Raw genomic sequence first — 17181 nt, 5'->3', positions numbered from 1 at the left:
AGGGCGTCGTGGAAACGACGCCTCTGCCGTTATTTGCGCGCCAGCAGTGCCTTGACCAGTTTTTCATCGACTTCGCCGGTCGCCGGCATCTTGTTGTCGGTCTGGAAAGCCATGATCGCGGTCTTCGTCTTCTGGCCCATCTTGCCGTCGGCGCCGCCGGCGTCGTAGCCGTTCTTGTTGAGAATGCGCTGGATGTTCTGGACGGCTTTCTTCATGTCGATGCTGGCTGTCGTCTGCGGTGTGCCGTCCTGCCAGGACTCGGGAATGTCGGCCGAATTGGCCGCTGCATCCAGCGGCTTGGCCTTCCACAGTTCGGTCGCGGCGCGGGCGCGTTCGAGCTGCTCGGGCCGCAGCGCATTGGCGATCTCGTCACGCTTGGCAGCGGCATCCTTGTCGCCGGTCTTGGCGACGAGCGCGAACCATTTGTAGGATTCCTCGAGGTTCTGCTTCATGCCGACGCCCTTGGCGGCGAGGATGCCGAGATTGAACTGGCTGTCCTTGACGCCGACGTCGGCGGCCGCCTGGAACCAGTGCGCGGCCGATTCATTGTCGGTCACGCCGTCTGCCGCCATGGCGAACAATACGGCCAGATTGTGCATGCCGCTGGCGTTGCCCTGTGCTGCGGAAAGCTGGTACCAGGTCTTCGCCTTCTTGATGTCGCGCGCGACGCCGATGCCCTTTTCGTAGAAGTTTCCGATGCGGTATTCGGCCGGCGCGAAGCCGAGTTCCGCCGATTTCTCGTACCATTTGGCGGCTGCCGCCATGTCTTCCTTGACGCCGCGTGACTCGGCATAGCGCGAGCCGATTTCGAACAGCGCCTTGGCGTCGCCGCTGGCGGCGGCATCGCGCAAGGCGGCCGGGCCGGCGTCAGCGGGAATGTCGAACTTCGTCGTCATCGCCGGCGAGGCGTCCGCTGGGGGGACCGCGCCCGTGGTGTCCTTGGCGGTGATCGGCTCAGCCGCCATAGGCTGGGCGCCGGTGTCGGCAGCTTCCGCGGCGACCGGAACGGTCGAGGCCGGCGCAGCCGAGGCTGTCTCCCCAGACACCGCTTGGTTCGCATCAGCCGATGTAACCGAGGCGACGGGCGCGGGAACCGGCTCTGCGGTCGGCGCGGCACTCATCGACGGCTCGGCGCCTGGCGGCGTGGCAATCATGCTTTGCGCGGCCATGTCGTCCTTGGTTGCCGGTGCGGACGGCTCGGCCTGCCTGACGGTGTGGTCAGGCGCACTTTCCACTGCCGCGGGCTGCGCGTCCATCTTAGGTTGGCCGGCGGGATCGAGCGAGGCGGTCTGCACCGGCTGTGAGGCGACGATCGGCGCAACATCGTTGCTCGCCACCTGGGCCGGATCGGCGAAGAAGGCCTTGCCCAGTTGCAGGGCGCCCAGCGCCAGCAGGATCGCGGTTGTCCCCATCAGGATCGGCTTGCGCCGTGCCTTGAGCAGGTCGCCGATCCGCAGTGCCTTCACCGGTCCGGTCACCGTCGACTGGCGCTTCAGCGCATCGGCCTCGGCGGCCGCGGCCTGCGCCGCGCGCCGGGCAGCGGCGATGAAATCCGACTTCGCGGCGTCGGTGTCGCTGGGCTTGGCCGGCTGGCCGCGCTCGTCGCGCACGCGCTTCATGATGGCGTTGAGGTCAGGTGCGCCGGAACCGGGCTCCAGCGGCCGGTTGGCCATTTTCGGATCGAGCGGTTCGTCGAGATCGACGCTCGGGATCGGGGCACTCGGCGCCGAGCCGGCCAGTGGCGGGATGTCCGCCTCCTTCTTGCCCTTGAAGGCGCGGGCCAGTCCGCCGAACATCGACCTGCGGCCGCCCGACTGTTCGTTCTTCTCGACAATTGTGTCGGAGCCGAGAGCAGCCATGGCCGCAGCCGCTGCGGCTTCGGCCGGCGTGCGCGTTCCCATACCCAGGCCGCCCAGATCGCTACGAGCACCCGGCTCGTTGCGCAGGATGGCGGCGGCACGGCCATCGCGATCGGCCAAGTCCCCAGTCAATGGCAGGGGCTGATCGATATCCATCGATGGCGCGTCCACGGCCATCTTGGGTCGCCGCGCGCCGCGCCAGTTGCTCGGCTCGACCGGTGCCGCGTCCAGCAATTCGCTCATCGCCTCGACCGGCTCGCCGGGTTCGAGCGAGCCCAGCCGGTCGACGATCTTGAGCAACGTGTCGTGGATGGCCTCGAACGTTCTCGAATTGCGCTCGTCGGAGCGCCGCGTAAGCGTTTCAAGCGTCTTCAAATCCTGGGCGAGGCCGGAAACCGCGGTCGTATTGGCGCTCGAACCGGCCAGCGATTGGACTGCGTTCTCGGCGGCTTCGCGCGCTGCGCCAAGGATGGAATCGCGGGTTCCTGCGAGCGACTTTTCAATTTCGTTGAGACGCGGGCTGATGTCCTCGAATTCCGGCAGCGGGGTGCTGGGCCTGGAAAGATGGGCGGACAGGCCGGCAACCTGTGCTTCCAGGCTGCGGATCAGCGCCGGATCGATGCCGGCCACCTGCGCGGCCGACGCATCCAGCCGGCTTGAAATGTCTTCGAGCCGGCTCTCCAGGCCGCGGATTGCGGCTTCGCCCGCGGGATCCGGTACACGCGTTTCCATACGCTTGGCGAGCGCCGTAAAGCGGGCATCGATGGCGTCCATGATGCCGGCGCTGTCGATCTGCGGCATGCGTTGGTCGAGCCTGTCGGCAACCTCATCCAGCCTGCGCTCGAGATCGCGGAACAGCATGTTGCCCTGTTCGATGGCGTCACCCTGGCGGCGTTCCATCATGCTCGACAGCACGTCGAAGCGCTGCTCCAGCCCATGGAAGATGTAGTCGGCGTCAGGCATGGCTGGTGCCTGGTCGATCTTGTCGGCGATGAGTGCGATCTGCTTGGCCAGGCGCTCCATCGCCTGCTCCGGCAGATTGGCGCGACCGGCGAGTTCGTCGACCCGACCGGACAGCGTGCTCAGCCGGTCCATGACTGCGTTGCCTGGACGATCCTGCGCCACTTCCTCGATCTGGCTGGCAAGCGAGTCGATCCGCCTCTCGATGCGCTCGAAAGCCTCGTGGTCGAATGAATTGGCTTGCGCGGCGACCGTGGATGCGACGATGGCGCGGGAAATCTCATCCAGCCGCTCGTCGATCATGCCAAGCGTGTCGCTGCCGCGATTGTCCTGGTGGCTGGCGAAATGGTCGACAGCGCCGGCAAGCGTGCGCACCTTCTCCTCCAGCGATCGCAGCGACAACGATTCCGGCAAATTGTTGACGGCATTGCTGATCTGCTCCAGCCGGGCGGTCAGAGCAGACAGGCCCGGGTCGTCCGACCGCTTGCGCTGGTCGGCGTCGACGCGGTCTTCGAACGCCGTCCAGCGGCGATCGAAATCGTCCCAGCGGCGGTCGACCTTCTGCACGCTCTCTTCGCGTGCCAGCGTTTCGAGTGCGGCTTTGACCTGTTCGAGTTCGAGCCGCAGCATGTTGACGCTTCTGTCGTCGCTCTTCTCGGCCAGTGTCTGGATGGCGCCCGAAAGCCGCTCGAACTCAAGACCGAGTTCAGCACTGCCCTTGGCCGAAGCACCGGGCCTTGCCCCTGACTGGAAAGCCCGCTCGATGTCCTTGCGCAGCGCTTCGAATTCCCGCTGCAGGCCTGCGGTCATCTGGTGGCGCAATTCCTCGCGCATGCCGCGCAATTCGCCGGCGATCTTGCCGACCATGGCAACGCCGTCCTCCTGGCCGCGCACGCGATCAATGTCGCGGGCAATGGCCTGATAGTTCTGCTCGAAAGCGGCGGCTCCCTGAATCGGGCTCTTCGGACGCAACGCGGGCTGCGGGTCCTCGTACCAGCGCTGCTGGCCAGCGGGCCGGGCTGCGGGATAGCGCGCATCGGCACCATATTGGCGTGGATCGGGTTGGCGGAGTTCGGGACGTGCCACCGGATCCTCGCGCGTCCGCTCCAGCCGCTGCTCCAGTGTCTCCAGCGACTGGTTCAACTGCTCGAGCGTGGTCTGCGGCCTGCGCTGCCTGCCGGCATTGAGTGTGTCGAGATAGGACCGCTTGCTGTTCATCGGTGCGTCCGTCTTTCAGAATGGCTGGCTCGCGGCCAGTTCCCCCAGGTCCCTATCGGAACGAAGGCGACCGGCGGCGATGCCGCGGCGGAAGACGAGCTTCCCGGGCTCTCGCCCGCGCTCCGAAAAACCGTGAAAAATTCGATACAGGATAAACACGGGTAGCCGACGCGCCCACATTTCCCCCAACGTGGTAAACAACGCGTTAACCAAACTTAAGAAATTGAAAGGATGCCGGCTGCCGGCCTGACGGTGCGGCATAAAGGGCGGCGCGCAGAACGCCCTTGCGTCATCATGCGGCAATCGGTATAGAATTGACGTAAACGTAAAAGGCGCATTGGGCGCATGTTTGCGATTTGTTTGTTGAAACCACGACTGGAAGCAGGCCCCCGCTTCCAGTCAGGCGACGCACGGTCCGAGACCGCGACGCCACCAGACGGGGAAAGCCAGTGACCATGAAGCTTATCTCGGCCGGCGAGACCGCGGCCAATACCAATATATCTGCCGAAGCCGGCGAGGACCTCGTCCGCATCGGCGAGATGGCGAAAAAATATGGAGTGACGCTGCGCACGCTGCGTTTCTACGAAGACAAAGGCCTGCTCAACCCGCAGCGTGACGGGTCGACCCGTCTCTACACGCGCCGCGACAAGGCCCGCCTCAAGCTGATCCTGCTCGGCCGCAAGGTCGGGTTCTCGCTGCGTGACGTCAAGCAGATGATGGATCTCTACGATCCGACCGGTTCAAACACCAAGCAGCTCAAGCTCGCGCTGGACAAGTCAGAAAAGCAGCTTGCCCGCCTGCAGAAGCAAAGGGCGCTGATCGACGACGCCATCAACGAGCTGAGCGGCTCGATGTCGGCGGTGCGCCAGATGCTGAGCGAGCGTTCGGCGCCGCAGGCGAGCGCCGCCAGCTAAAACAACCGTTCGGATTTGCGGCAGACCAAGTCGTCTGCTGATTGTCTGAGTTCTGTCGAGCCGCGTGGCCTGCCACGCGGCTTTTCGTTGTCCTGGCCCACTCTCATGGCCTTTCGGCGCTGGCTTGCGCAACGTCGCGCCGCTACGCTCATTGCTCCAGTGGGCGGGGAATCTTGTCGCATCGAAAAAATTGACGTTTACGCAAACGTCAATTTTTGCTATCCCGCTCCCAATATGGGTCCGCATGCCGCCCCTGGCTTGTCTTCGGGGCATTCGGACCGGGTTTGCAGGGTGGAGAAAAAGCATGCCGACATACAGGGCTCCGGTCCAGGACACGCTGTTCGTGCTCAACGAGGTTCTGGGTTATCAGCGTTATTCGAACCTTCCCGGATTTGCCGACGCCACGCCCGATGTGCTCGAGGCGATCCTGGCCGAAGGCGCCAAGCTCGCCGAAAACGTCATGCATCCGCTGAACCGTGTCGGCGACATGGAAGGCTGTGTGCGTCACGACGATGGCTCGGTGACCACGCCGAAAGGCTTCAAGGAGGCCTTCGACCAGTATCGCGAAGGCGGCTGGATGGGGTTGGCCGCACCAGTCGAGTTCGGCGGCCAGGGCCTGCCCTATGCCGTGCATACCGCCGTCGCCGAATATATGGTCTCGGCCAATATGTCCTTGATGATGTATCCGGGCCTGACGCAAGGCGCGATCGCCGCGATCATCACCCACGGCACCGACGAGCAGAAGTCAACATGGTTGCCGAGGATGATCGAGGGTGCCTGGACCGGCACCATGAACCTGACCGAGCCGCATTGCGGCACGGATCTGGGCCTGTTGCGGACCAAGGCGGTGCCGAACGGCGATGGCACCTATAAAATTTCAGGCCAGAAGATCTTCATCTCGGCCGGCGAACACGACATGTCGGACAACATCGTCCATCTGGTTCTGGCCCGCATCGAGGGTGCGCCGGAAGGCGTCAAGGGCATCTCGCTGTTCATCGTGCCGAAGCTCAAGCTCGACCCGTCGGGCAATCCGGGCACCAGGAACACCGTCTCCTGCGGCTCGATCGAGGAGAAGATGGGCATCCATGGCAATTCGACCTGCGTCATGAACTATGACGAGGCTGAGGGCACGCTGCTCGGCGAGGCCAATGGCGGCCTGAAGGCGATGTTCACGATGATGAACGAGGCGCGCCTTGGTGTGGGACTGCAGGGGCTGTCGCTGTCGGAGATCGCCTATCAGAACGCTGTCGGCTACGCCAAGGACCGTTTGCAGGGCCGCTCATTGTCGGGGCCGAGGGCGCCGGACAAGAAGGCCGACCCGATCATCGTCCATCCCGACATCCGCCGCAGCCTGATGACCATGAAAGCCTTCAACGAGGCCGGCCGCGCGCTGGCGCTGTGGACGGCGATCAAGTCCGACATTGCCCACCGCTCCGGCGACGACAAGGACCGCCAGGCCGCCGACGATTACACCGGCCTGATGACACCGGTGGTCAAGGGCGTGCTCACGGACAAGGGCTTCGACCACGCCGTCATGGCGCAGCAGGTGTTCGGCGGTCACGGTTATATCGAAGAGCACGGCATGAGCCAGTTCGTGCGCGATGCCCGCATCGCCATGATCTATGAAGGCGCCAACGGCATCCAGGCGCTCGACCTCGTCGGCCGCAAACTCGGCCTGAATGGCGGCCGCGCCGTGCAGGCCTTCTTCAAGGAGGTCGGTGAGTTCTGCGAGGAGAACCGCTCCGACGAGAAGATGGCGCCATTCACCAAGGCGCTGAAGAAAGGTCTCAACGATTTGCAGGCCGCCACCATGTGGCTGGTGCAGAACGGCATGGCCAAGCCCGACAATGCCGGTGCCGCCTCGACCGACTACATGCATCTCTTCGGCCTGGTCGCTCTGGGCTATATGTGGGCGCAGATGGCCAAGGTGGCACTTGGCAAGACGGACGCCAATGGCGCGCAATCTTTTTACGACAACAAGGTCGTGACGGGGCGCTTCTTCATGGAGCGGATCATGCCGGAGACGTCGGCGCATCTCGCCCGCATTTCGAGCGGCGCCGACACATTGATGGCACTGCCGGCGGAAGCGTTCTAAAGATGATCGGCGTCCTCCTCCCCCTTGAGGGGAGGGTGGCCCGAAGGGTCGGGAGGGGTCGCTGCGGCAGTGCGCCGGCCTCAGTTTCGATGATGCATGTCGGGAGGAGTATCATACCAGCATGACCAACCCAGCTGAAATCCTTGGCCTTCCGAAGCCCGCTTGGGCGGCGGACGAGGTCGGCATGCTCTACGACATGGCGCATCGCTTCATGTCGGAGGAGATCGCGCCGCGCTACGACGAGTTCGAGAAGAACGAGATGGTCGATCGCGAGAGTTGGCTGAAGGCAGGCTCCGCCGGCCTGCTCTGCGCCTCTATGCCGGAGGAATATGGCGGCTCCGGCGGCACCTTCGCGCATGAGAGCGCCATCATCGAGGCCATCGGCCATGTCGGCGTCGACGGTTTCGGCATCGGCCTGCACAATTCGATCGTCGCCCCTTACATCCTCCACTATGGCTCCGAGGAGCAGAAGAAGAAATGGCTGCCGAAGCTGGCGACCGGCGAGCTGATCGGCGCCATCGCCATGACCGAGCCTGGCGCCGGGTCCGACCTGCAGGGCGTCAAGACGCGGGCGCAGAAGGATGGTAACCAATACAAGATCAATGGTTCCAAGACCTTCATCACCAACGGCCAGCTTGCGAACTTCATCATCGTCGTCACCAAGACCGATCCGGAGAAGGGCGCCAAGGGCACCTCGCTGATCGTCGTCGAGACCGACGAGGTCGAAGGTTTTCAGCGCGGCCGCAACCTCGACAAGATCGGGCTCAAGGCCAACGACACGTCGGAGTTGTTCTTCAACGACATGCGCGTGCCGACCTCCAACCTGCTCGGCCACGAGGAAGGGCAGGGCTTCGTCCAACTGATGCAGCAATTGCCGCAGGAGCGGCTGCAGATCGGCACCGGCGCCATTGCCATGATCGAGCGGGCGCTGGCGCTGACCATTGATTATGTCAAGGAACGCAAGGCGTTCGGCAAGGCGATCATCGATTTCCAGAACACCCAGTTCACGCTGGCCGAACTCAAGACCGAGGCCACCGTCGGCCGCGTCTTCTACAATGATTGCGTCACCCGCCACATCGCCGGCGGCCTCGATCCTGTGACCGCGTCGATGGCCAAGTACTGGCTCAGCGACCTGCAGGGAAAAGTCGTCGACGAATGCCTTCAACTGCATGGCGGCTATGGCTACATGAATGAATACCCGATCGCCCGCATGTTCCGCGACGCCCGCGTCCAGCGCATCTACGGCGGCACCAACGAGATCATGAAATTGCTGATCGGCCGCTCTCTCTGAGAGCGACATCAGGCAAACCCAAGGAGCAAGCAAATGGCTGAAGCTTATGTCTATGACGCCGTGCGCACACCGCGCGGCAAGGGCAAGAAGGACGGATCGCTGCACGAGGTGCCGGCGGTGCGGCTTGCCGCCAAGACGCTTGAGGCGCTGCGCGATCGCAATGGGCTCGACACCGGCACTGTCGATGACATCATCTTCGGCTGCGTCGATCCGGTCGGCGAAGCCGGTTCGGTCATTCCGCGCGCCGCCGCCTTCGAGGCCGGCTACGACACCAAGGCGCCCGGCATGCAGATCTCACGCTTCTGCGCTTCCGGGCTCGACGCCATCAATTTCGGCGCCGCCAAGATCGCCCAGGGCGCCGATGAGATCGTCATTGCCGGCGGCGTCGAATCGATGTCGCGTGTCGGCATGGGCGCCTCCGGCGGTGCCTGGTTCATGGATCCGTCCGTAGGCCTGCCCGGCTGGTTCGTGCCGCAAGGCATCTCGGCCGACCTGATCGCCACCAAATACGGCTTCAGCAGAGACGACGTCGACGCCTATGCGGTCGAGAGCCAGAAGCGCGCCGCCAAATCCTGGGCCGATGGCCGGTTCAAGAACTCCGTCATCCCGATCAAGGACCAGAACGGCCTGACCATCCTCGACCATGACGAACATATGCGCCCATCGACCGACATGCAGTCGCTGGCCTCGCTCAACCCGTCCTTCGTCATGCCAGGCGAAATGGGCGGCTTCGATGCCGTCGCAGTGCAGAAGCACCCTGAGGTGGAAGAGGTCAATCACGTCCATCATGCCGGCAATTCGTCCGGCATCGTCGACGGCGCCGCCGCCGTGCTGCTCGGTTCGAAGAAGGCGGGCAAGGCGATGGGGCTGAAGCCGCGCGCGCGAATTCGCACCTTCGCCAACATCGGCTCCGAGCCGGTGCTGATGCTGACCGGCCCGGTCGACGTCACCGAGAAGCTGTTGAAGCGCGCCAAGATGAAGCTCTCGGACATCGACCTGTTCGAGCTCAACGAAGCCTTCGCTTCGGTGGTGCTGCGCTACATGCAGGCGTTCGACATCGATCACGACAGGATCAACGTCAATGGCGGCGCTATCGCCATGGGTCATCCGCTCGGCGCCACCGGCGCGATGATCTTCGGCACGGTGCTGGACGAACTCGAGCGCCGCGATCTCAACACGGCTCTGGTGACGCTGTGCATCGGCGCCGGCATGGGGACCGCAACCATCATCGAACGCGTCTGACGGGGAGAGAAACGATGAGCTACACCAATTTCACCCTCGACATCGACGCCGACGGCATTGCGCTGGTCACCTGGGACATGCCTGGCCGCTCGATGAACGTCTTCACCGAAGAGGCGATGCGGGAATTGAACGCCATTGTCGACAAGGTGGCTGGTGACGCCGCCATCAAGGGCGCAGTGATCACCTCCGGCAAGGACACCTTCTCCGGCGGTGCCGACATCACCCTGCTGCAGAAGATGCTGACGACCTTCGCCGCGGAAAAAGGCAAGGACGCCGAAAGGGCGACCAAGGCGCTGTTCGACAATGCCGGCATGATGACCGGCCTGTTCCGCAAGCTGGAAACTTGCGGAAAGCCGTGGGTGTCGGCGATCAACGGCACCTGCATGGGCGGCGCCTTCGAATTGTCGCTCGCCTGCCACGGCCGTGTCGCCGCCGACAGCGACAAGGTGAAGATGGCGCTTCCCGAGGTGAAGATCGGCATCTTCCCGGGCGCAGGCGGCACCCAGCGCGTGCCGCGGCTGACCGATCAGCAGCAAGCGCTGCAGATGCTGACCTCGGGCCAGACACTGTCGCCGCAGAAGGCCAAGTCTATGGGCCTGATCCATGAGATCGCCGAGCCGGCCAGGCTCGTCGAGACCGCCAAGGCGATGATCAGGAATGGCCTGAAGCCGGTGGCGCCATGGGACGAGAAAGGTTTCAAGCTGCCCGGCGGCCAGATCTATTCGCCCGCCGGCTTCAATCTGTGGCCGCCGGCCATCGCCATCCTGCGTCGTGAGACTTACGGCAACTATCCGGCCGCCGCCGCGATCCTCAAATGCGTCTATGAAGGCCTGCTGGTGCCGTTCGACACCGGTTTGCGCATCGAGCAGCGCTATTTCACCGAGATCATGCAGACCAGGGAAGCGGCGGCGATGATCCGCTCGTTGTTCGTGTCGCTGCAGGAACTGAACAAGGGCGCCCGCCGCCCGGCCGGCGTGCCCGAAACCAAGTTCAAGAAGATCGGCATTCTCGGCGCCGGCTTCATGGGCGCGGGCATCGCCTATGTCACCGCCAAGGCCGGCATCCCGGTGGTGCTGCTCGACCGTGATCTGGAGTCGGCTGCCAAGGGCAAGGCGCATTCCGACGGCCTGATCTCGGATCAGGTCAAGAAGGGCCGCGCCAAGCCGGAGGACAAGGACAAACTGCTGTCGCTGATCACGCCGACGGCGGACTATGCCGACCTTGCCGGCTGCGATCTGGTGGTCGAGGCCGTTTTCGAGGATTCGAGCGTGAAGAAGAGCGCCACCGAACAGGCGGAAGCCGTGCTGAAGCCATCGGCGATCTTCGCGTCGAACACCTCGACCATTCCGATCACCGGCCTGGCGAAGAATTCTGCGCGGCCGAAAAACTTTATCGGCATCCATTTCTTCTCGCCGGTCGACAAGATGATGCTGGTCGAGATCATTTTGGGCAAGAAGACCGGCGACAAGGCGCTGGCCACCGCCATCGACTTCGTTCGCGCCATCAAGAAGACGCCGATCGTCGTCAACGACACGCGCGGCTTCTACGTCAATCGCTGCGTGCTGCGCTACATGTCGGAAGCCTACAAGATGCTGATCGAAGGCGTTCCCGCGCCGATGATCGAGAACGCGGCGAAGGCGGCAGGCATGCCGGTCGGCCCCCTGGCGCTGACCGACGAGACGGCCATCGACCTTGCCCAGAAGATCATGAAGCAGACCATCAGGGATCTGGGCGACAAGGCGGTCGATCCCAAGCAGATGGCGCTGATCAACGCCATGGTCGACGATCACGGCCGCTTCGGCCGCAAGAACGGCAAGGGTTTTTACGATTACCCGGCAAAGCCCGCCAAGAAGAAGCTGTGGCCGGGCCTCAGGGGGCTCTATCCGCAGCTTGCACCCGAGAAGGTCGATTATGGGGAACTGCAGCAGCGGCTGCTGGTCACCATCGCGCTGGAAGCGGCGCGGGTGATGGAAGAAGGCATCGTCACCGACCCGCGCGAGGCCGATGTCGGCTCGATCCTCGCTTTCGGCTTCGCGCCCTACACCGGCGGTGCGCTGTCCTACATCGACGGCATCGGCGCCAAGGCGTTCGTCAAGATCGCCAAGAACCTGCAGAAGAAATACGGCGCCGAGTTCAAGGCACCCAAGCTGCTGCTCGACATGGCCGAGAAAGGCGAGACCTTTTACCAGCGCTTCGATCCCTATGCGAAAGGCGACGTGAAGCAGGCAGCCTGACGCATGGGCAAAATCAAGCGTCTTGCAGCGACCTTTGCGCGTCCAAGAGGACATGGGGCGCTGTAATGTATGTCTGGGCGCGCATGGTGCGCATGATGGCCACGGCACACAGCCGTGGCCCCTATGTGATGGGCGGCGAAGGCCGGCTGGCTTTCCGCTGCCTGCCGACCGACATCGATTTCAACATCCATCTCAACAATGCGCGCTACATGATGCTGGCCGATCTCGGCCGCATCGACCTGTTTGTTCGTGCAGGCCTCATCACGCTGGCAAGGAAGAATGGCTGGGCGCCGATGATGGGCGGACTACAAGCGGTCTATGCACGCGAGATCAGGCTGTGGCGCCGCTTCGAAGTGGTGTCCTCGATCGAGACCTGGGAAGGCACCCAGGTTGTCGGCAAGCACCGCTTCGTCCTCGACAATGGCGAGACGGCCGCGTTGATCCTGACGACAGCCGGCGTCTACGATCGCAAGGCTCGCAACTTTCTTGAGATTGGCGAGGTCGTTGCGGCACTTGGTCGTGCCGTGAACCCGCGGCCACCGACGCAAACGGAGCGGATTTTCATGACATCGCACCAGGGTCTGCGCAGCTTGGCCAAGGGCGTCGATCGATCCCGGTAGTCGGACTTTCCGCGATCGACGGAAACGTTTGCAACCACTCCACGACCGGTGGACAAAACGACATTCCAAGACTAGAAGGGAAAGGTATTTTTTCCTGCACCGAAGGAGAGCGAGCATGCTCTCGCACGACCGAGTCTGGGCTGCCATCGATGCTCTTGCCAAGCGTTATTCGCTTTCGGCCTCGGGTTTGGCCAAGCGTGCGGGGCTCGATTCCACTGCCTTCAACAAGTCGAAGCGTTTGTCGTCGGATGGCCGACCACGCTGGCCCTCGACCGAATCGCTGGCCAAGATCATCGAGGCGACGGGCGCCTCACTCGACGAATTCACCGGTCTGATCGAAGGCCGGCCCGGGATCAGCAATGGTGCTTCGACCAGCCATGCCGCTTCGGTCGCCCGCAGAAGCTCCGTGCCGTTGCTCGGCTTTGCCCAAGCCGGCGCCGGCGGCTTCTTCGACGATGCCGGCTTTCCAGTCGGGCAGGGTTGGGATCTGATCGAACTGCCGGCGCAATCGACCGAGAGTTCCTACGCGCTGCAGGTGCAAGGCGATTCCATGCTGCCGCTCTACCGCAATGGCGACGTCCTCATCGTCGAACCGGGCGCCGTCACCCGCAAGGGCGATCGCGTCGTCGTCAAGACCACATCAGGCGAGGTGATGGCCAAGGTGCTCGAGCGCCAGACCGTCAAGTCGATTGCGCTGGTCTCGCTCAATCCCGATCATCCCGACCGCGACATTCCCATGCGCGATGTCGAGTGGGTGGCGCGGATTGTCTGGGCTAGCCAGTAGGTCCGGCTGGTGCGGCTCCTTCGTCATGCCCTGGCGGTTCTGATGGTCTCGGTGATGGCGGCCATGGTCGTCGCCGGCGGTCGCACGTTGAAGGGAAGCGACAGCGTCATCACGGTGGACCAGCTTGATCCGGGCGCCGATACGATGGCGCAGCAGGCTGCCGGGACGGTGCCGCAGGAGCCGGCCACATCGGCCATAGCAGCCCCGCAGCCGCCAAAGCCGGCGCCGCATTCGAGGGCGATCGATCCCGAAATCGTCGCGCCCCCGGAACTGCCCGCCGAGGGGCTTGAACGGGTCGAGCCGCGCGAGCCGTTGAGCAAGCTCGCGCTGGCCGTGCCGCCCAAGCCGAAAATGCCCGACGACTGGAACGGCACAAAGCTGTTCCAGCCGGTTGCGCCGGCCGCCGGACTGATCGAGGCTAAGGGCTACTCGGTCGCGGTTTCCGGCATCGATATCGTCAGGCAGGATGAGACCTGCAGCGAGGACGGCAAGCCCTGGCCGTGCGGTGTCCGGGCGCGGACGGCGTTCCGCGCCTTCCTGCGCGGCCGCGCGGTGGTCTGCACCGTGCCGCCGGAAGGTGGCCGCGACCTGATCGCAGCCGAGTGCCGGATCGGCAAGCAGGATGTCGGTCAGTGGCTGGTCGAAAATGGCTGGGCGCGCGCCGCCAAGGGCGGACCCTATGTCGAGGCTGGCGACATGGCACGCACGGCGAAGAAGGGCATTTTCGGATCGGCGCCCGATCTGTCCGGCATGCCGGCGATGCCGGCCGCGCCACGCCAGGCGCCTCAGGCGCCGGGTTCGATCCTGGAAGAGGTCGACGGCGTGCTCAAGCCAGCTGACCAGCCAGCGCCCGCTCAATGAGCGCACGTGTCTCGGCAACGCCGTAGAGCGCTGCGAACGAGCCGAAGCGCGGGCCGCGCTCCTGGCCGATCAGCACCTGATAGATCATCTGGAAGAAGGCGCCCGATACGCCGGGGCCACCCTCCGGGCTCTGCTTGGAATGATCCTGATAGCGCTCGATCCTGCGCGCGACGTTGAGCGAGGCGTTCTGGATCGCTTCGCCGTTGGCGTCGGCCGGCAGCGCCCCAAGCGCTTCGTCGAGGGCTGCCAGCGCCTCGCGCTCGACCTCGTCGGCAGGCCGGAAGGTTTTCGTCGGCTTCACGAAATCGTCGAAATAGCGGATCGCATGGCCGACCAGCCGGTCGAGCTCGGGATGCGTCTTTGGCGTCACGCCTTGCGTATGACGTGAAATGAACCCCCACAGCACATCCTTGTTCTGCGCGTTGGAGGCGCTGACCAGATTGAGCAGCAGCGAGAACGGCACCGGCATGTCGATCGCGGGCGGGTTGCCGTCATGCATATGCCAGACCGGGTTGCCCAGCCGTTCCTTCCAGTCCTGCCGGGGATAGGCGGCGAGGAACGTATAGTATTCGTCCACGGCCCGCGGGATGACGTCGAAATACAGCTTCTTGGCCTGCCGCGGCCGCTGGTACATGTAGAGCCCCAGGCTTTCGGTCGGCGCATAGGTCAGCCACTCGTCGATGGTCAGCCCGTTGCCTTTCGACTTCGAAATCTTCTGGCCGTTCTCATCGAGGAACAGTTCGTAGACGAAATGCTCCGGCGCCCGTCCGCCCAGAATGTTGCAGATGCGGTCGTAGACCACCGCATTGGTCTGGTGGTCCTTGCCGAACATTTCGAAATCGACGCCAAGCGCTGCCCAGCGCATGCCGAAATCCGGCTTCCACTGCAGCTTCACGCGGCCGCCGGTGATCGAAAGCGTGGTCTCGGTGCCCTCGTCGTCGAAGGTGATGGTGCCGGCCTTGGCGTCGACATGCTTCATCGGCACGTAAAGCACGCGGCCGCTCTTCGGCGAGATCGGCAGGAACGGGCTGTAGGTCGCCTGCCGCTCAGGCCCGAGCGTCGGCAGCATCACCGCCATGATCTGCTCATAGCGTTCGGCGGCGCGCTTGAGCATCGCATCGAAACGGCCGGACTTGTAGTATTGCGTCGCGCTGGCGAACTCGTAGTCGAAGCCGAACGTGTCGAGGAAGCGGCAAAGCATCGCGTTGTTGTGGTCGGCGAAGCTGGCATAGTCGCCGCCGAAGGGGTTGGGGACCGACGACAGCGGCTTGTGCAGATGCGGCTCGAGTGCGGCGCGGTCCGGCACGCTGTCGGGTATCTTGCGCATGCCGTCCATATCGTCGGAAAAGCACAGCAGCTTGGTCGCGACCTTATCCTGCGTCAGGACACGGAAGGCATGGCGCACCATCGAGGTGCGCGCCACCTCGCCGAACGTGCCGATATGCGGCAGGCCGGACGGTCCGTAACCGGTCTCGAACAGGACTGTTTGCGGGAAGTCGGCGCTTTTGTAGCGCTCGATGATCTTTTTGGCCTCTTCGAACGGCCACGCCTTGCTTTCGGTCGCAGCCGCCAGCAGCTCGGGGTTGAGATCGATGATGTTTGATCCCGTCATGTCACAGTTTTCCAAATCATTTGCCGGCCCGAAGACGGGCCGCGGCAAGGCTTTTTCAACCGGTCTCTAGGCGTGCAGCGCCGGAGCGTCAACGCGTGCGGCGCTTTTTCCTTGCGGTGCAGAATGGGCGTTCCTAACTTCGAGGCCCGGTTCAAGGAGAAAAAATTGCCGACACCCCATGAAGCCCTGATCTATCTGATGGTCATCACCTCGGCCTCCGACCGCGACATGACCGATGTCGAACTGGCGCGGATCGGCGAGGTCGTCCGCTCCTGGCCGGTGTTCGAGGACTTCAACCACGACAGGCTGGTCGGCGTTGCCCAGGACTGCCAGAAGCGCCTGCACGAAAAGGACGGGCTGGAGGGTGTGCTGGCTGAAGTCGCCGAGGTCTTGCCTGAGCGGCTGCGCGACACCGCCTATGCCGCTGCCTTCGAGGTTGCCGCCGTTGACCTCGAAATGCGCATGGAAGAGGTACGGGTGCTGCAGCTGATCCGGCGTCAGCTCGATCTCGACACGCTGACGGTTGCTGCCATCGGCCGCGCGGCCAAGGCGAGGCTGCGCACGCTGACCTGAAGTCCTTGGCCGGACGCTGTTGAGATTCAGGTCAGGCCGGCAAAGCTGACCGGAACCGGATCAAAAAAAGCTGACCGGGAAATAGCGCAGATAAAATTCGGCGAACGTGCCTTTCATCGAAATCTCCTGCAGCGCGTAATCGATCGCGGCGGCCAGCGCCGGATTGTCCGCTTTGGTGGCAATGGCCATGCCCGAGCCCAGATATTCAGGCGCCAGATAGGGCCCGCCGGCAAAGCGGCAGCAGCCCGCCGCGTCCGAGCCGCCCAGCCAGAAGGCCAGGCGCATGCCGTCGCCGAAGGCGGCGTCGACCTTGCCGGCCTTGAGATCGGCATAGAGGTCCTCCGGCCTGTCGAAAGGGACGACCTGAACCGTGTTGAAATAGTCGCGCAGCATGCGTCCATGCGCCGAGCCTGATATTACGCCGACACGCTTGCCGTGCAATTTGTCAAAGATGGGCTCGGTCAGCGCCTTGCCTTTCGGCATGATGAAGCGCGCTGGAAACTGCAGATAGGAGCGTGAGAAGGCGTAGGTCGCGCGCGATTCCGGTGTTGCGGCGATGCCGGCGATGATCGCCTCGCCTTCGCCTTTCCGCAGTGCGCCTTCCAGCTCGGCCCAGGGCAGGGCCTGGATCTGGCATTTTTCGACAATGCCAAGCTCGGCGCAGATGGCGCGTGCCAGATCGATATGGAAGCCGGACAGCTTTCCCGCGCCGTCAAGGAAGTTGAAGGGCGGGAAGTCCGTGGTGGTCAGGAACCTCAGCCGGGGCAGCGTCGAAAGGTCTGGCTTGGGCAGCCGCTCCTTGGCATCCCACAGCACCGGAACCTGAGGCGCCGCGGCGCGCGCGCCGTCGGCGAACGACAGCAAGCCGATCAGCATCGCAAGGGCGAAGGACCTCCACCGGAACGCCAAGATAAAACT

General features: G+C 63.8%; 12 protein-coding genes. 9 read left to right on the top strand and 3 right to left on the bottom strand.

Annotation, left to right across the window (positions count from 1 at the left end):
* Positions 1-29: 29 nt before the first annotated feature.
* A complete protein-coding gene (locus tag EJ079_RS02265; protein WP_127807945.1) occupies positions 30-4037 on the bottom strand; it encodes a peptidoglycan-binding protein in 4008 nt (1335 codons plus the stop codon).
* A 455-nt stretch (positions 4038-4492) separates the two neighbouring features.
* Here EJ079_RS02265 and EJ079_RS02260 point away from each other — a divergent pair, with 455 nt between their 5' ends.
* From EJ079_RS02260 to EJ079_RS02225, 8 genes are all read left to right on the top strand, one after another.
* Positions 4493-4951 (top strand): MerR family DNA-binding transcriptional regulator, encoded by a 459-nt coding sequence (locus EJ079_RS02260; RefSeq protein ID WP_127811260.1) that lies wholly within the window; start codon positions 4493-4495, stop codon positions 4949-4951.
* Between the two features lie 304 nt (positions 4952-5255).
* On the top strand, positions 5256-7046 hold the full coding sequence (locus tag EJ079_RS02255; protein WP_127807944.1) for an acyl-CoA dehydrogenase: 1791 nt from the start codon (positions 5256-5258) through the stop codon (positions 7044-7046).
* Between the two features lie 121 nt (positions 7047-7167).
* Complete coding sequence (locus tag EJ079_RS02250) at positions 7168-8337, top strand: acyl-CoA dehydrogenase family protein (RefSeq protein WP_127807943.1); 1170 nt, start codon at positions 7168-7170, stop codon at positions 8335-8337.
* Between the two features lie 33 nt (positions 8338-8370).
* Positions 8371-9579 carry an acetyl-CoA C-acetyltransferase gene (locus EJ079_RS02245; protein ID WP_127807942.1) on the top strand — a complete coding sequence of 403 codons (1209 nt, stop codon included), beginning with the start codon at positions 8371-8373 and terminating at the stop codon, positions 9577-9579.
* A 14-nt stretch (positions 9580-9593) separates the two neighbouring features.
* Positions 9594-11813: a 3-hydroxyacyl-CoA dehydrogenase NAD-binding domain-containing protein gene (locus EJ079_RS02240; RefSeq protein ID WP_127807941.1), complete on the top strand. Its 2220-nt coding sequence runs from the start codon at positions 9594-9596 to the stop codon at positions 11811-11813.
* 65 nt (positions 11814-11878) lie between these two features.
* Entirely contained in the window at positions 11879-12433 is a 555-nt protein-coding gene (locus tag EJ079_RS02235; protein ID WP_127807940.1) for a thioesterase family protein, read from the top strand.
* A gap of 115 nt (positions 12434-12548) precedes the next feature.
* Positions 12549-13217 carry a helix-turn-helix transcriptional regulator gene (locus tag EJ079_RS02230; RefSeq protein WP_127268614.1) on the top strand — a complete coding sequence of 223 codons (669 nt, stop codon included), beginning with the start codon at positions 12549-12551 and terminating at the stop codon, positions 13215-13217.
* A 9-nt stretch (positions 13218-13226) separates the two neighbouring features.
* Complete coding sequence (locus EJ079_RS02225) at positions 13227-14078, top strand: thermonuclease family protein (protein WP_348629728.1); 852 nt, start codon at positions 13227-13229, stop codon at positions 14076-14078.
* Here the strand turns inward: EJ079_RS02225 and EJ079_RS02220 are convergent.
* Positions 14044-15690 carry a lysine--tRNA ligase gene (locus EJ079_RS02220; protein ID WP_127807939.1) on the bottom strand — a complete coding sequence of 549 codons (1647 nt, stop codon included), beginning with the start codon at positions 15688-15690 and terminating at the stop codon, positions 14044-14046. The two genes, EJ079_RS02225 and EJ079_RS02220, sit on opposite strands and share 35 nt — an antisense overlap.
* A gap of 165 nt (positions 15691-15855) precedes the next feature.
* Between EJ079_RS02220 and EJ079_RS02215 the strand changes: the two genes are divergently transcribed.
* The gene (locus tag EJ079_RS02215) at positions 15856-16263 is read left to right on the top strand and encodes a tellurite resistance TerB family protein (protein WP_013533653.1); all 408 of its coding nucleotides are present in this window, start codon (positions 15856-15858) and stop codon (positions 16261-16263) included.
* Between the two features lie 60 nt (positions 16264-16323).
* Here the strand turns inward: EJ079_RS02215 and EJ079_RS02210 are convergent, their stop codons facing one another.
* Positions 16324-17172, bottom strand: a complete 849-nt coding sequence (locus tag EJ079_RS02210; RefSeq protein WP_127807938.1) for a transporter substrate-binding domain-containing protein — start codon at positions 17170-17172, stop codon at positions 16324-16326.
* Positions 17173-17181 lie beyond the last annotated feature (9 nt).

The sequence above is a fragment of the Mesorhizobium sp. M7A.F.Ce.TU.012.03.2.1 genome (assembly GCF_004006095.1).
In the GTDB taxonomy this organism is placed as follows: domain Bacteria; phylum Pseudomonadota; class Alphaproteobacteria; order Rhizobiales; family Rhizobiaceae; genus Mesorhizobium.
This window is presented reverse-complemented; position numbering and strand designations above follow the sequence as displayed.

Coding starts and splice junctions, on each gene's coding strand:
- EJ079_RS02260 (WP_127811260.1), top strand. CDS start 4,493: ATGAAGCTTATCTCGGCCGGCGAGACCGCGGCCAATACCAATATATCT.
- EJ079_RS02230 (WP_127268614.1), top strand. CDS start 12,549: ATGCTCTCGCACGACCGAGTCTGGGCTGCCATCGATGCTCTTGCCAAG.
- EJ079_RS02235 (WP_127807940.1), top strand. CDS start 11,879: ATGTATGTCTGGGCGCGCATGGTGCGCATGATGGCCACGGCACACAGC.
- EJ079_RS02240 (WP_127807941.1), top strand. CDS start 9,594: ATGAGCTACACCAATTTCACCCTCGACATCGACGCCGACGGCATTGCG.
- EJ079_RS02220 (WP_127807939.1), bottom strand. CDS start 15,690: ATGACGGGATCAAACATCATCGATCTCAACCCCGAGCTGCTGGCGGCT.
- EJ079_RS02265 (WP_127807945.1), bottom strand. CDS start 4,037: ATGAACAGCAAGCGGTCCTATCTCGACACACTCAATGCCGGCAGGCAG.
- EJ079_RS02250 (WP_127807943.1), top strand. CDS start 7,168: ATGACCAACCCAGCTGAAATCCTTGGCCTTCCGAAGCCCGCTTGGGCG.
- EJ079_RS02255 (WP_127807944.1), top strand. CDS start 5,256: ATGCCGACATACAGGGCTCCGGTCCAGGACACGCTGTTCGTGCTCAAC.
- EJ079_RS02245 (WP_127807942.1), top strand. CDS start 8,371: ATGGCTGAAGCTTATGTCTATGACGCCGTGCGCACACCGCGCGGCAAG.